The 14548-nt window shown below is 72.4% G+C and carries 12 protein-coding genes; all 12 read left to right on the forward strand.

Annotated features, from left to right (window positions below; all coding sequences use genetic code 11):
* Position 1 precedes the first annotated feature (1 nt).
* Entirely contained in the window at positions 2–1309 is a 1308-nt protein-coding gene (locus KBZ08_RS12335) for a hypothetical protein (RefSeq protein ID WP_254973307.1), read from the forward strand.
* Positions 1306–2478, forward strand: a complete 1173-nt coding sequence (locus KBZ08_RS12340; protein ID WP_254973308.1) for a glycosyltransferase — start codon at positions 1306–1308, stop codon at positions 2476–2478. The genes KBZ08_RS12335 and KBZ08_RS12340 overlap by 4 nt, the downstream gene beginning before the upstream one ends.
* Positions 2475–3932 (forward strand): hypothetical protein, encoded by a 1458-nt coding sequence (locus KBZ08_RS12345; RefSeq protein WP_106220705.1) that lies wholly within the window; start codon positions 2475–2477, stop codon positions 3930–3932. Before KBZ08_RS12340 ends, KBZ08_RS12345 begins: the two co-directional genes overlap by 4 nt.
* Positions 3929–4732 carry a glycosyltransferase family 2 protein gene (locus KBZ08_RS12350; protein ID WP_254973310.1) on the forward strand — a complete coding sequence of 268 codons (804 nt, stop codon included), beginning with the start codon at positions 3929–3931 and terminating at the stop codon, positions 4730–4732. The genes KBZ08_RS12345 and KBZ08_RS12350 overlap by 4 nt, the downstream gene beginning before the upstream one ends.
* 106 nt (positions 4733–4838) lie before the next feature.
* Positions 4839–5873 carry a GDP-mannose 4,6-dehydratase gene (locus KBZ08_RS12355; RefSeq protein WP_254973313.1) on the forward strand — a complete coding sequence of 345 codons (1035 nt, stop codon included), beginning with the start codon at positions 4839–4841 and terminating at the stop codon, positions 5871–5873.
* Positions 5870–7087 (forward strand): glycosyltransferase, encoded by a 1218-nt coding sequence (locus tag KBZ08_RS12360; protein ID WP_254973316.1) that lies wholly within the window; start codon positions 5870–5872, stop codon positions 7085–7087. The genes KBZ08_RS12355 and KBZ08_RS12360 overlap by 4 nt, the downstream gene beginning before the upstream one ends.
* 4 nt (positions 7088–7091) lie before the next feature.
* Complete coding sequence (gene asnB, locus KBZ08_RS12365) at positions 7092–8936, forward strand: asparagine synthase (glutamine-hydrolyzing) (RefSeq protein ID WP_254973318.1); 1845 nt, start codon at positions 7092–7094, stop codon at positions 8934–8936.
* A 277-nt stretch (positions 8937–9213) separates the two neighbouring features.
* Positions 9214–10965 (forward strand): carbamoyltransferase C-terminal domain-containing protein, encoded by a 1752-nt coding sequence (locus KBZ08_RS12370; protein ID WP_254973319.1) that lies wholly within the window; start codon positions 9214–9216, stop codon positions 10963–10965.
* The gene (locus KBZ08_RS12375) at positions 10962–11840 is read left to right on the forward strand and encodes a glycosyltransferase (RefSeq protein ID WP_254973321.1); all 879 of its coding nucleotides are present in this window, start codon (positions 10962–10964) and stop codon (positions 11838–11840) included. The genes KBZ08_RS12370 and KBZ08_RS12375 overlap by 4 nt, the downstream gene beginning before the upstream one ends.
* A gap of 28 nt (positions 11841–11868) precedes the next feature.
* The gene (locus tag KBZ08_RS12380) at positions 11869–12603 is read left to right on the forward strand and encodes an ElyC/SanA/YdcF family protein (RefSeq protein WP_254973323.1); all 735 of its coding nucleotides are present in this window, start codon (positions 11869–11871) and stop codon (positions 12601–12603) included.
* A gap of 5 nt (positions 12604–12608) precedes the next feature.
* On the forward strand, positions 12609–13532 hold the full coding sequence (locus KBZ08_RS12385; protein WP_106220697.1) for a hypothetical protein: 924 nt from the start codon (positions 12609–12611) through the stop codon (positions 13530–13532).
* Positions 13529–14467 (forward strand): glycosyltransferase family 4 protein, encoded by a 939-nt coding sequence (locus tag KBZ08_RS12390; protein WP_254973326.1) that lies wholly within the window; start codon positions 13529–13531, stop codon positions 14465–14467. The genes KBZ08_RS12385 and KBZ08_RS12390 overlap by 4 nt, the downstream gene beginning before the upstream one ends.
* Positions 14468–14548: the final 81 nt, after the last annotated feature.

Consider the following 14548-nt stretch of genomic DNA (forward strand, 5'->3'; position numbering starts at 1 on the left):
GATGGCCAGAGCCCTGGTCCTCTCCCTCCAGCCGCCGGGGGGCGGCGGCGTCCAGGCCCGCCGCTACGCCAAGCTCCTGCCCCATCTGCCGGCGGCCGGCTGGGAGTTCCACGTCATCGGCCCCGATCCCCGGCTCGATGCCGTCACCCCGGAACCCTTCCCCGAGCAGGAACGCTTCTGCCACTACAGCCGGCAGGTGTCCCGCTCGCAGCGCTGCGCCATCCGCAGGAACCGGCGCCGTCGCGGCTCGCCGCTCCACCTCTGGTTCGGCCTGCGCCAGCTGGTCCACCGGCGCCTGGAGCAGCTGGGGCGCCACGACCCCCAGACCCATGCCCTCGAAGGCCTCCGGGCCACCGCCCTGGAGACGGCGGCGCGCCTTCCCTTTGATGCGGTGGCCGGCATCTGCCCGGATTTCCGCGTGCTCGAGGTGGCCCTCGAGGTGGCCGGCCAGCTCGGCAAGCCCTTCATCGCCATCTACGACGATCCCTTCGGCCACCGGGAGAAGGGCCGTTTCCACCCGGCCCACCCCGAGCGCCAGCGGGCCGTGCTGGCCGCCGCCGCCGGGGCCGTGTTCGCCTCGCCCCTCACCCTGGAGCGCTACCGGGAGCAGGGGCTGCTGGGCGACACGCCGGCCCGGTTCCTGCCGGACTGCTTCGATCCCGGTGAGGCTTCCGCGGTCCCGCCTGCCGGCGTGGGCGGCGGACCGGCCGACAGGGAGACACCGGCGCGACCCCTGGCGCCGCTGACGCTGTTCCACCCTGGCAACCTGGGCCCCTGGCGGCCGATCGAGCCGCTGCTGGAGGCCGTGCGGCGCTGGCGGGCCGAGGCCCACGGCGGGCTGCGGATCCTGCTCTACGGCTACCTCTACGAAGCGGCCCGGGCGGCCATTCGCAGCGACCCGCTCCTGCGCCAGGACGTCACGCTCCACGCCCCCGTCAGCAACGAACGCTCCCACCAGCTGGCGGAGGCCGCCGATGGCCTGCTGGTGCTGATCGGCCCGCGCCACACCGACAACCTGCCCTCGAAGTTCTTTGAATACCTGCCCCATGGCACGCCGGTGCTGGTGGCCGGGCCGGCCGGCAACCCGCTGCAGGCGATCGTCGAAGGCCTGGAGAAGGGGATCTACTGCGACATCGAGAGCAGCGCGGCCATCTTCGACGCCCTGGTGGCCCTGCGGGAGCGGGGCGGCTGGTTCCGGGAGCGCCATCGCCACCACCGTGACGCCATCGCCGCCTATGCCGCCCCGGCGGTGGCAGGAGCCTGGGGGGCGGCCTTCGACGATTTCCTGGCGATTCGCCCGGCGCCATGAGGGTGCTTCATGTCATCCCCTCGATCAGCCCGCTGCGGGGCGGCCCCAGCCGGGCCGTGGTCGAGATGGTGGCGGCCCTGCGGCTCCGGGAGGTGGACGCGGCCATCCTCACCACCAACGACCACGGCCCGGGGCTGCACCCCGACCTGGTCACCGGCCGCTGGCAGCAGCACCGGGGGGTGCCGGTGCTGGCCTTTCCCCGCTGGAGTCCGCCCGTCGCCGCCCTGCGGGAGTTCGCCATCAGTCCCGGGCTCAGTCTCTGGCTGGCCCGCCACCTGAAGGACTACGACCTGCTGCACATCCATGCCCTGTTCTCCTACCCCTCCACCAGCGCCATGGCCCAGGCCCGCTGGGCCGGCGTTCCCTACATCCTGCGCAGCATCGGCCAGCTGAGCCCGTGGAGCCTGGCCCAGAGCCGCGGCCGCAAGCGGCTGATGCTGGGCCTGATCGAACGGCGCAACCTGCAGCGGGCGGCCGCCCTGCACTTCACCACCTGTGCCGAGCGGGACGAGGCCGCCGCCCTCGGCCTGGCTCCCCCCGCCCTGGTGCTGCCCCTGGGGGTGCGCGGCCCTGCGGCGGCGGCGGCGGGCGACCGGGACGGCACCACGCCGGTCCGCTTTCTGTTCCTGTCCCGGCTGCACCCCAAGAAGCGGCTGGAGAACCTGCTGGACGCCCTGGCCCTGCTGCAGCGGCACCGGCCGGAGGCGCCCTGGGAGCTGGCCATCGCCGGCGACGGGGAGCCGCGCTACGTCGCCGGCCTGCAGGAGCGCAGCCGGCGGCTGGGCCTGGAGGCCCGTTGCCGCTGGCTGGGGTTCGTGGAGGGGGAGGCCAAGTGGCAGGCGCTGCAGACGGCCGACTGGTACGTGCTGCCGTCGGCGGCGGAGAACTTCGGCATCGCCGCCGTGGAGGCCCTCGCCGCCGGCACCCCGGTGATTCTGTCCCCCGAGGTGGCCGTGGCGGCCGATGTGGAGCGCTGCGGCGCCGGCCTGGTCTGCGGCAGCGACCCCGAAGCCCTCGCCCGCACCCTGGCCACCGCGCTGGAGCGGCCCACCCTGTCAATGCGGGCGTCCGCCCTTAATCTGGCTCAGATGGATTTTTCCTGGAGCACGATCGCCCTTCAGCTGCGTGACGCTTACCGCCAGGTGCTGAACTCCTCCGCCGGCCGATGACCATCCTGCTGCTGATCGTGCTCTTCGGCGCCCTGGCCGCCGTGCTGCTCGACGGCGACTGGCGGGCGGGCCTGATGGTGACCCTGCTGATCGGCTTCGTGCAGGATCCCCTGCGCAAGATCACCCCGGACCAGCCGGGCTACATGGTCGGCCTGGTGCTGGTCGGCTTTGCCCTGTGCGGCGCGGTGATGCTGGAGCGGGCGGGCCGCTTCAACCTGCGGGCCATGTTCTGGACGGTGCCGCAGTTCGATGGCTGGGTGACGATCTACTTCGCCCTGATCGCCCTGCAGAGCCTCAACAGCTTCGCCCGTTTCTCCGACATCCGCCTCACCGCCATCGGCGCCGCCTTCTATCTGGCCCCGGCCTTCGGCCTCTGGGTGGGCTTCCAGGTGGGCTGCTCCCTGCCGTTCCTCAGGCGGCTGCTAACGCTCTACCTGATCGGTTCGACGGTGATGGCCTTCACCGTCTATCTCAGCTTCCAGGGGGTCGACCATCCCACCCTCCAGGAAGTGGGCGAGGGTCTGCTGATCACCTTCCGCCACGGCTTCTCCGCCCAGGGGGCCTCCGGCTTCTGGCGCACCAGTGAGATCGCCTCCTGGCAGCTCTCGGCGGCAGCCTGCATCGCCGCCTCGATGGGCATCGCCAGCCAGAAACCCACCAACCAGTTCGGGCTGCTGCTGCTGGCGGCGGGCTTCGCCTTCCTGACGATCCTCACCGGCCGGCGCAAGGCCCAGGTGCTGATCCTGGCCTTCGTCGCCGTCTATCTGCTGCTCTTCAGCCGCCGGGCCAGCCCCGCCTCCAAGGAGCGGGTGATCTCGAGCGTGCTCGGCGTGGCCGGGATCGCCTACCCCCTCTATGCCTTCATCCTCTCCGAGAATCTGGGGGAGAACTTCGGCGAGTACACCAACCGCTCCCTGACCATCCAGCAGGATCTGGTCGAGCGCTTCGATTCCCAGGGCATCGGCGCCACCCTGCGGGCCATCGAGATCTCCGACGGCATCGGCATGGGGGTGGGTGCCGGGGCCAGCACGGGGGGCCTGGTGAGGAATGCGGCCCGCGATGCCATCCAGAGCGTGGGCTTCGTGTCCGAGGGGGGCGGCGGCCGCCTCATCCTCGAACTGGGGGTCCCCGGCATGGTGGTGCTCGGGGTGATCCTGGTGCTGCTGGGCCTCGTGCTGCTGCGCAACTTCCGGCTGCTGAAGCAACTGCCCCAGTCCACCTCGGCCCTGCTGATGGGGCTGATGTCCTTCGCCCTGGCCAATGTGCCGGCGTTCTTCTCGGCGGCCCAGCTCTACGGCGACCCCTTCGTGCTCATCCTGATGAGCCTGTCCCTCGGCTCCTTCCTGGCCATTCCCACCCTGGTGTCCCAGCAGCAGGAGCAGTGGGCGCTGTGGCAGGAGCAGCGACGCCGGCAGCAGATCCTCCTGGAGCAGCACTCCCAGCCCCAGACATGAGTCGGAACGAGCCCGCCGCGCCGCTCCTCACCGCCCTGATCCTGACCCACAACGAAGAGGCCAACATCGGCCGCACCCTCGCCCACCTGGACTGGCTGGATTCCATTCTGGTGATCGACAGCGGCAGCAGCGATGCCACCCTCGCGATCCTCGCCGGCCACGGGGCGGTCCGGGTGCTGCTTCGGCCCTTCGACAGCTTCGCCGACCAGTGCAACTTCGGCCTCGACCAGATCACCTCCCCCTGGGTGCTGAGCCTGGATGCGGACTATCTGATCCCGCCGCCGCTGGCTGCTGAAATCCAGGCGGTGATCAGGGATCCGGCGGCCTCCGCGATGGCGGGCTATGCCATCCCGTTCCGCTACTGCATCGGCGGCCGGCCCCTGCGCAGCGGCATGCTGCCCCCCCGCACCAGCCTCTATCGCCCGGAACTGGGCCGCTATCGCAACGACGGCCACGGCCACCGCATCGTCCTGTCGGGACCCGTCGGGCGGCTGCGGCAGCCGATCTTCCACGACGACCGCAAACCCCTGCAGCGCTGGCTGGCCTCCCAGGGCTCCTACCTGGCGATCGAGGCGGCCAAGCTGCGGGCCACCCCCTCCAGCCAGCTGTCCCCGGCGGATCGGCTGCGCAAGCACACTCCCCTGGCCCCCTTGGCGGCCCTGCTGTTCTGCCTGATCTGGAAGGGGGGGCTCCTGGAGGGCTGGCGCGGCTGGGCCTACGCCCAGCAACGCATGTATGCCGAACTGCTGCTCCATCTGATGCTCCTGGAGGGCCGCTGCAGCCTCTCGACTCCCCCGTGAATGCCCACAGGGCCCTGCAGGATCTGGCAGTTGGATTAAGGTCCGGCCGGACCGCCGGACTGCCCCCTTCGAGTCCTTCGTTGATTCCCCCGCCCCGCTCTTCTCGATGCCTTCGATCCTGATCACCGGCGGCGCCGGATTCATCGGCGTCAACGCCGCCCAGCATTTCGCCTCCCTGGGGTGGGAGGTGGCGATCCTCGACAACCTCTCCCGCCGGGGCACCGAGGACAACCTCCGCTGGCTCCTCGACCAGCATCCCGCCATCGCCTTCCACCGGATCGACATCCGCCAGGCCGACGCCCTCGCGGAGGTGGTGGCCGCCGTGCGCCCCTCGATGCTGCTGCATCTGGCCGCCCAGGTGGCGGTGACCACCTCCTACACCAACCCCCGGGATGATTTCGAGATCAACGCCCTGGGCACGTTCAACGTGATGGAGGCCGTACGGCTCCATTCCCCCGAGAGCTTCGTGCTCTACGCCTCCACCAACAAGGTCTACGGCGGCATGGAAACGGTGCCGGTGGAGATGACCCCCCACGGCTATCGCTTCCGCGACCTGCCGTCCGGGGTGCCGGAAAGCCAGCCCCTTGATTTCCACTCCCCCTACGGCTGCTCCAAGGGGGTGGCCGACCAGTACACGATCGACTACGCCCGCATCTACGACCTGCACACCTGCGCCTTCCGCCAGTCGTGCATCTACGGCACCCGCCAGTTCGGCATCGAGGACCAGGGCTGGGTGGCCTGGTTCAGCATCGCCGCCCTGCTGGAGCGGCCGATCACCCTCTACGGCGACGGCTGGCAGACCCGCGACGTGCTCGACGTGCGCGACCTGGCCCGGGCCTACGAGGCCGCCTGGCACAGCCGCGACCGCATCAGCGGCCAGGCCTTCAACATCGGCGGCGGGCCGGTCAACACCCTCTGCCTGCGGGATCTGCTGCGCTTTCTGGAGGAGGAGCTGGCGATCACGCTCACGCCCCTCAGCGGCCAGTCCCGCCCGGGCGACCAGCCCGTGTTCATCTGCGATGTCAGCAAGGCCGCCGAGCAGCTGGGCTGGACGCCGGAGATCAGCGTTGATGCCGGCGTGCGCCACCTGATCCGCTGGGTCCGCGACAACCGCGAACTGTTCGGCTGGCTCAGGCAATGAGGCGGCCCCGGGCCCTGGTCAGCACCATCGAACCGGTGGACGGCGGCGTGCCCGCCATGACCACCGCCGTCACCCGGATGCTCGAGGAGCTCGACATCGAGCCCGTGTTCGCCTGGTACGCCCCCTGGAGCACCCATCCCCGTCTGTCGGTGCCGCTGCACGCGCTCGCCAGCGGCCGGCGCCCCGGCCGGATGGAACGGTGCGTCTACGGCGACCATGACGGCCATGGCCTGGGGGCCTGGCTGCCGGAGCTGGAGTTCACCCACTACCTGCCGCGGCGGGCCTGGAGGGAGCTGGTGGCCGGCTGCGACCTGCACCTCTCGGTGACGGGCAATCCCCTCTGCGCCGTCCCCTTCGCCCGCCTGGGGATCCCGTTCCTGGCCTGGGTGGCCACTCCCTGGAAGGAGGATCGGGTCGATCGCGTCCGGGGCTTCTCCCGGCCCCGGCGGCTGCTCGACCGGATGCTCAACGGACCGGTGCTGCAGCGGCTGGAGCGCCAGGTGCTGCGGGCCCCCCGGGGCCGGATCCTGGCGTTGAGCGGCTACACGGCCCGGGCCCTCGAGGCGCTGGCCCACCGGCCGATGGACGGGGTGATGCGGATGCCGGTGAATCCCGCCGTCTTCCTCCCCGCCCCGGAGCGGCTGGTGCCCTGGCGCGTCGGCTTCGCCGGGCGCTACGGGGACCCCCGCAAGCACATCACCCTGCTGCTGGAGGCCGTGGCCCGCCTCGTCGCCGCCGGCCACCCCGTCGAACTCGTTCTGGCGGGCGAGCAGGACGTCGACCGCCTGCGCGGCCCCCTGGTGGCGATGGGACTGGCCGATCGGGTGCGCTGCCTCCCCTGCCTGGCCCCCGCCGCCCTGGCGGAGGTGCTGCAGACGCTGGATGTGTTCGTGATCCCGTCCCACCAGGAGGGGCTGTGCATCGCCGCCCTCGAGGCCATGGCCTGTGGCGTCCCGGTCGTGAGCACCCGCTGCGGCGGACCGGAGGACTACGTGATCGACGACCGCACCGGCCAGCTGGTGGCCCGTGATCCCGCCGCCATGGCGGCGGCGATCGCGGCGATCAGCGTCGATCGGGACCGGCGCGGGCGCCTCTCCGCCGGCGCGCTCAGCTGGGTGCGGGAGCAGGCGAGCCCCCAGGCGGCCCGGCGCACCTTCCGGGCCCACCTGGAGGCGGTCGCCCCCGGGAGGATTCCCTCCCTGCGGGAGGCCTAGGGCCATGTGCGGCATCGCGGGCCAGCTGGGGAAGGACCCGGGCGACTTCGCCGCCAGGGTCGGCCCGCGACTCGCCCACCGGGGGCCGGATGATGCCGGCGTCTGGCAGGACGCCAACGCCTGCCTGGTGCACCGGCGGCTGGCGATCCTGGATCTCTCCCCCCTGGGCCACCAGCCGATGGCCTCCGCCTGCGGCCGCTGGCAGCTGGTGTTCAACGGCGAGATCTACAACCATGGCGAACTGCGCCGCCGGCTCGAGGCGGAGGGGCAGCGCTTCCGGGGCAGCGGCGACACGGAGGTGCTGCTGGCCTGGCTGGTGAGCCGGGGCCTGGACGGGCTGGAGGCGCTGCGGGGCATGTTCGCCTTCTGCCTCTATGACGCCCGGGAGCACAGGGCTCTGCTCGCCCGCGATCCCCACGGCATCAAGCCCCTCTACCTGCGCCGCGGGCCCGGGGGGTCCCTGGCCTTCGCCTCGGAGCTGCGGGCCCTGCTGGCCGCCGACGGCGAGGCGCCGTGCCTGAACCGCCGGGCCCTGGGGCAATACCTGGCCACCGGCTCGGTGAGCGAGCCCGACACCCTGGTGGAAGGGGTGGAGCGCCTCCCCTGTGGCCACGCCGCCACCTGGCGCCAGGGTCGGCTGACGCTGCGGCCCTGGGGGGCCCTGCCGGAGAGCCTCGTCGGCGCCACCGGCACCGCCGCCATGGGGACCGCCGAGGCGGTGGCCCTCACCCGCTCGGCCCTCGAGGATTCGGTGGCGGCCCACATGGTCAGCGATGTGCCGGTGGGGCTGTTCCTCAGTGCCGGGCTCGATTCCGCCTCCCTGCTGGCGCTCGCCCCCCGGGGCCTGCATACGTTCACGATCGGCTTCGAGACGCCGGGTGCCGGCACGTTCGATGAATCGGGGCCGGCGGCCCGCATCGCCGCCCACTTCGGAGCCCATCACACCCCCCTGAACCTCAGCGCCGACCAGGCCCGCCAGTGGCTGCCGGCCTTCCTGGCCAGCCAGGACCAGCCCTCCATCGATGGCTACAACACCTGGTGTGTCTCCCGGCTGGCCACGGAGCACGGGCTGAAGGTGGCCCTCTCCGGTCTGGGCGGGGATGAGCTGTTCGGCGGCTACCCCAGCTTCCGGATGGTGCCGAAGCTGCGGCGCTGGCGGCGCCTGATCGGTCCCGCCGGTCCGGCGGCGGCGTGGCTGCTGCAGCGGCTGCCCCAGGGGCGCCGCGCCCGGCTGCAGCGGATCAGCGCACTCCTGGAAGCGCCTGCCTCCCTGGCGGAGGCCTACGGCTGCTTCCGAGGCCTGTTCTCCCGCTCCGAGAGCGATCGTCTGCTGGCGCACTGGGGGCTCCCTCCCGAGCCCGGGGGCGTGCCGTCGGCCGCCGATGGCGGCGGGGTCGGGGGCGGCACGGGCGGCGGTGCAGCGCCGGGGGGCCGCGAAGGGGTGGCCTGGCTGGAGGGCAGCCGCTACCTGCGCAACCAGCTGCTGCCGGACAGCGACGTGATGGCGATGGCCGCCGGGCTGGAGCTGCGCCTGCCCCTGGTGGATGCCCGGCTGCAGCGCCGGCTGGCCCCGATTCCCACCGCCCTGCGCCTGGCGGAGGGCAAGCAGCTGCTGGCCCGCAGCGTGCCGGAGCTGCCCGACTGGTTCCTGAACCGCCCCAAGCAGGGGTTCCGCTTTCCGTTCCAGCTGTGGCTGGACGACCCGGCCTCGCCCCTGGCCCTGCGGCTGCCCTCCACCCCCCGGGGGATCGATCTGGCGCCCTGGTACCGGCGCTGGAGCCTGATGGTGCTGCAGCACTGGCTGGAGGTGCACCTCGGCCTCAGCCTTTCGCCGGCGCCCCGCCCATGAGCCGGTTCCCGGCGTGGCCGCCCGCGATGGCGGGGATGGCTCCGGAAAGGTCGCCTAGAATCATTCCGCGGGCGAACGCCGCCTCCGCCGTGTCATCCGCTGAACGTTTTCCTCCCTTGATCCGGCCAGCCGTCCGTGGAAGCCGAGGCCGACCGGGTGGTGGGAACCATCGGGACGGCTCCAGTGCCCGGGACCGGAGCAGGGTTCCGCCGATCTCCCTTCGCGGGGCCCCATCCGCCCAGCCCGTCCACCACCCGCCGTCCGGTTCCCCAGCTCCATGACGCTCATCCTGGGCATCAATGCCTTCCACGCCGATGCGGCCGCCGCCCTGGTGCGGGACGGGGTGATCGTCGCCGCCGCCGAGGAGGAGCGCTTCCGCCGCATCAAGCACTGGGCCGGCTTCCCATCGGAGGCCATCGCCTGGTGCCTCGCCGATGCCGGCGTCGAGCCGGCCGACCTCGACCACGTCGCCATCAATTCCCAGCCGGGGGCCCACCGCTGGCGCAAGGTGGCCTACACCCTGGGCCACCGTCCCGATCCCCGCTTCCTGGTCGCCCGCTGGCGCAACAAGCGGGAACGGGCCGATCTGGGCCAGCAGCTGGCCCAGGCCTTCCCCGGGACGGCGATCCGTGCGCAGCTGCACTTCGTCGAGCACCACCGGGCCCACCTGGCCTCGGCCTTCTTCGCCTCCCCCTTCGAGGAGGCGGCGGTGATCTCGGTGGACGGCTTCGGTGACTTCGCCAGCGGTGCCTGGGGGTATGGCCGGGGGAACCAGCTCAGCCTCGATGGCCAGATCTGGTTCCCCCATTCCCTCGGCGCCTTCTACACGGCGATCACCCAGTACCTGGGCTTCCCCAACTACGGCGACGAATACAAGGTGATGGGGCTGGCGCCCTACGGCCAGCCCACCCGGATGGAGGCGATGCGCCGCATCGTGCGGCTGCAGGACGACGGCACCTACCGCCTGGATCTGCGCTACTTCCTGCACGCCACCCAGAAGCTGCCCCACCAGTGGAGCAACGGCGCCCCTGTGGTGGGCAGCCACTGGAGCCCGGAGCTGGAAGCCCTGCTCGGCCCCGCCCGCCGCGCGGATCAGCCGCTGGAGCAGCACCACATGGACATCGCCCGCTCGGCCCAGGCGATGTACGAGGAGGCCTTCTTCCACCTGCTGCGGGCCCTGCACCGCAGCCACCCCAGCGACCAACTCTGCATCGCCGGGGGCTGCGGCGCCAACTCGGTGGCCAACGGCAAGGTGACCCTGGCCACCCCCTTCCGGCGCGTCTACGTCCAGGCCGCCGCCGGCGATGCGGGGGGTGCCCTCGGCGCCGCCCTCGAGGTCTGGCACGGCCTGGGTGGACCCCGTTCCACGCCGATGCGCCATGCCTACCTGGGCAGCCAGCCGGCCGCCGGTGAAGTGGAGGAGCTGCTGGCCAGAGCGGACACCCGCACGGCCTTGGAGCAGGCCGGTTGCAGCCTGCAGCGGCCGGAGGAGGGGGTCCTGTGCGAGCAGGTGGCCGCGGCGATCGCCGAAGGTCTGGTGATCGGCTGGTTCGACGGCCGGATGGAATGGGGACCCAGGGCCCTGGGCCACCGCTCGATCCTCGGCGACCCGCGCCGCGCCGACATGAAGGACATCCTCAACCTCAAGATCAAGCGCCGGGAATCCTTCCGCCCCTTCGCCCCCTCGGTGCTCGCCGAGGCGGTGGGCGAGTGGTTCAGCCTCGACGGGGAGGTCCCCTTCATGATGCAGGTGTATCCGATCCGGGAGGAGCAGCGGGCCCGCATCCCGGCCGTCACCCACGTGGACGGCAGCGGCCGGCTCCAGACCGTCAATGCCGCCGACAACGGCCGCTACTACCGCCTGATCCGCGCCTTCGCCGACCTCACCGGCGTGCCGATGGTGCTCAACACCTCGTTCAACGAGAACGAACCGATCGTCTGCACCCCCGCCCAGGCCCTCGACTGCTTCCTGCGCACCCGCATGGACCTGCTCGTGCTCGGCGACGTGCTGATCCGCCGGCAGGGGTGAACGCCACGCCGCCACCGGGCCCCGCCACCGGCGCCACCACACCCTCAGGCGCCGACACCGGGCTCAGCCTGATCGTTCCGACCCTCGATTCCCACCACCTGCTGCCGCGGCTGGTGAACTCCCTGCAGCGCCAGAGCTGGCCCCACTGGCGGGTGCTGTTCATCGACGGGCCCAGCGGGCCGGAGCACCGGGCCTGGCTGGAGGCCCTCTGCCACCGGGACCACCGCTTCCGCTGGCAGCCCCAGGATCCGGCCCTCCCCGGCATCTTCGGCGCCATGAACCAGGGCTTCCGGGCCGCGCCGGCGGAGCACTGGCTGCTGTTCTGGGGCAGTGACGACTGGGCACCCTCCCGCACCGTGCTCGAGGAGGCCATGGAGGCGACCCAGCGGGGGCCCCGCGGCGGCCAGCCACCGGATCTGGTGGTCTGCTGCGGCCGCTATGCGGGCAAGGGGCCGGACGGGGCCACGCGCCTGGGGCGGCGCACCGCCTTCTCCAGCTGCCGGGCCTTCCGCCTCAGCCTGTTCCTGGGCTCCACCCCCCCCCACCAGGCCACCCTGATCGGCCCCGGGGCCCGCCGGCGGCTCGATCACTACGCCGAACCCTTCCGGCTCTCCGCCGACCTCGACTACTTCCTGCGCCTCAGCACCAGCCGCGACCTGACGCCCAGGGGCCTGGATCTGGAACTGGTCCACATGGGGGAAGCGGGGGCCAGCGGCCAGCAGACCGGCCGGCGGCTGCAGGAGGTCGCCCTGGCCTACCGCCGGGCCTTCGGCTGGCTCTGGTGGCTCCCCTTCGGCCTTCGCTACGTCCGGCGACTCTGGAGCCGCCGGCCCGGGGCGGGGCGGCGGCGGAAGCCCCCCGGACGGGACCGATAAGCTTGGCCAGGCCTGCGCAGCGATTCCCTTGCCCGAGGAGGAGAGGCCACCAGGGGCCGACCCGGAACCGCGGCGGAAACGGGTCCGCAAGAAGAAGCCGCGGCAGAGGGAGGGCTCGCTGCTGCAACGGCTCTGGTGGAATCGCAAGACCCGGCTGGGGATCCTGGCCCTGGGCGTCGCCGGAGCCCTTGCCTGGTTCTTCGCGCCCGCCTGGCAGGGGACGCGGGGCACCTCCCCCCGGCCCTCGCGCCAGGCCGTCACCAACGTCCCGAAGGGCGCCACCTCGGGCCCGGACGTCATCTCCGCCTTCATCGAGGATCCCTGGCGCAGCCAGTCCGCCATGCTCCTCTGGCGCGATCGGCCGGGGTCCTATCTGGTGCTCCAGGGCAATGCCGAGTACCAGGCCATCACCACCAACCACCTCAGGAACCGCCAGCTCTGGCCCCGGGACACCTCCAGGATCGTGCGGCTGCTGCCGGCCTGCGACACGGTGGGCCTGGTCACCCATCTGGCCAAGCTGCTGGAGACGTGGCCGAAACCCGGCCAGGTCACGATCGTGACCGCCCCGACCCACATGGATCGCACCATGGCGATCGCCCGGATCGTCTACGCCGGCACCGGTTGGCGGGTGGTCGGCTCCGAAGCTGAAACTGGTGATCTGCGGCCCGAATCCCAGCTGCGCCTCTGGCGCGACCAGCTGCGGGCCTCCCTCTGGCGCCTGACCGGATGGGACGGGCGCCTCGACGGCAACGACTGCGTCTGATCCCCTTGGCCCCCCCCATACCTGCGCCGATCACGCTCTTCGGGGCCACCAGCCCGAGCGGTCAGGCCCTGATCGCTCGGGCTGCGGGGCGGGAGCTGGTGGTGGCGGGCCGACGGGAACCGTTGCCCCCGGCCGGCGGCGGCGAAGCGCCGCCGTTCCTGCGCTGCGACCTGGAGGACACCGGCGCCGGGGCCGAGCTGCCGGCGGGGCTGCTGGTCAGCTTCGCCCCGATCTGGTCGTTCGCCCCCTGGCTCGACCGCTGGGCCCGCCGTGACCCGGCCGGCTTCGGGCGGCTGCAGGGGGTGGTCGCCTGCTCCTCCTCCTCGGTGATCACCAAGCGCTTCGCCGCCAACCGCTTCGACCGGGATCTGGTGCAGCGGCTGCGGCAGGCGGAGGCGTCCCTGGCCCAGACGTGTGCCGCCCACACCCGTCCCCTGCGGATCCTGGCCCCCACGCTCATCTACGGCCAGGCCGGCCCCCTGGGCGATCGCAACCTCAGCCGGCTGCGCCAGCTGCTGCGCCGCCTGCCCCTGCTGCCCCTGCCCGGCGAAGGAGGACTGCGGCAGCCCATCCACTGCCGCCAGCTGGCCGCCGTGGCCCTGCACCTGGCCGACCGCCTGGCCGAGGACGGCTTCGACCCGTCCCAGCCGGTGCACCTCCCCCTCGGCGGCGACGACACCCTGACCTACGCGGCCATGCTGCGGCGCCTCCAGGAGGCGACCGCACCGGGGGATCGGGCCCGCCACTGCCGCCTGCTGGCCCTGCCGCCGCGCCTGTTCCTGGCCCTGGCCTCGCCGCTGCTGCTGCTCTCCCCGAAGCGCTTCGAGGCGGTGCTGCGGATGGGCGCCGACCTGGCCGGCTTCACGCCGGCCCACAGGCTCCTGGGGGGATCCCCCGAACCCTTTCCCGTGCTGCCGCTGGTGCCATGACCGTCCTGCACGGCCCGGCCTTCCTGCTGCTGGGCGCCGGCCTCGGGGCGCTGCTGCTGCACCGCCTCCTGCCCCTGCTGCGGCGCCGGCTGGTGGATCAGCCCAACGCCCGCAGCTCCCACCGGCGTCCCACCCCCAGGGGCGGGGGCCTGGCCTTCGTGCTCGTCGGCTGCGCCCTGGCTCCCCTGGCGGGGGGCGGCTGGCCGGCCTGGATTCCGCTGATCTGCCTACCGCTGGCCCTGGTGGGCCTGCTGGACGACCGCCTCGACCTGCCGGCCGCCTGGCGTTACGGGGTGCAGATCGCCACGGCCGTGGCCCTGGTGGCGATCACACCCCTGTCCCTGCCGTGGTGGCTGGTGCCGATGGCGGTCTTCGCGGCCACGGCGGTGATCAACTTCGTCAACTTCAGCGACGGGCTCGACGGGCTCGTCGCCGGCTGTGCCGCCGTGCTGCTGGTGGTGGCCGCCCTGGCCATGGCCCCCGACGGCGGCCATGGCCTGCTGCCGCTGATCGGGGCCCTGCTGAGCTTCCTGGCCTGGAACTGGAGCCCGGCACGGGTGTTCATGGGAGATGTGGGCAGCACCTTCCTGGGGGCGGTGTTCGCCGGGATGGTGCTGCAGCAAACCACACCGGCCCTGGCCCTGGGGCTGCTGCTGGCGGGCTTCCCGCTCCTGGGGGACGCCTGCCTCTGCGTCCTGCGCCGGCTGGCCGCGGGCCAGCCGATCTTCCAGGCCCATCGCCTGCACCTCTACCAGCGCCTGCATCAGGCCGGCTGGCCCCATGCCCGGGTGGCCCTGCTCTACATCGGGGCCACCGCCCTGCTGGGGGCGGCCCTGCTCCTGCGGGGCCTGCCCCTGGAGCTCGGCCTGCTGCTGCTGGAGCTGGTCCTTGGCCTGTGGCTGGATCGGCACCAGGCGGTCCCCTTCTCACCTTGAACGGGCAGTAACCTCAAAGGGTGCAGGGATTGCCAGGGCCATGATCCATTCCGCCATCACACTATTGCTGTGTGAGAACGA

It is taken from the genome of Cyanobium sp. Candia 9D4, from assembly GCF_024346155.1.
In the GTDB taxonomy this organism is placed as follows: domain Bacteria; phylum Cyanobacteriota; class Cyanobacteriia; order PCC-6307; family Cyanobiaceae; genus Cyanobium; species Cyanobium minutissimum.

Coding starts and splice junctions, on each gene's coding strand:
- KBZ08_RS12335 (WP_254973307.1), top strand. CDS start 2: ATGGCCAGAGCCCTGGTCCTCTCCCTCCAGCCGCCGGGGGGCGGCGGC.
- KBZ08_RS12340 (WP_254973308.1), top strand. CDS start 1,306: ATGAGGGTGCTTCATGTCATCCCCTCGATCAGCCCGCTGCGGGGCGGC.
- KBZ08_RS12345 (WP_106220705.1), top strand. CDS start 2,475: ATGACCATCCTGCTGCTGATCGTGCTCTTCGGCGCCCTGGCCGCCGTG.
- KBZ08_RS12350 (WP_254973310.1), top strand. CDS start 3,929: ATGAGTCGGAACGAGCCCGCCGCGCCGCTCCTCACCGCCCTGATCCTG.
- KBZ08_RS12355 (WP_254973313.1), top strand. CDS start 4,839: ATGCCTTCGATCCTGATCACCGGCGGCGCCGGATTCATCGGCGTCAAC.
- KBZ08_RS12360 (WP_254973316.1), top strand. CDS start 5,870: ATGAGGCGGCCCCGGGCCCTGGTCAGCACCATCGAACCGGTGGACGGC.
- asnB (WP_254973318.1), top strand. CDS start 7,092: ATGTGCGGCATCGCGGGCCAGCTGGGGAAGGACCCGGGCGACTTCGCC.
- KBZ08_RS12370 (WP_254973319.1), top strand. CDS start 9,214: ATGACGCTCATCCTGGGCATCAATGCCTTCCACGCCGATGCGGCCGCC.
- KBZ08_RS12390 (WP_254973326.1), top strand. CDS start 13,529: ATGACCGTCCTGCACGGCCCGGCCTTCCTGCTGCTGGGCGCCGGCCTC.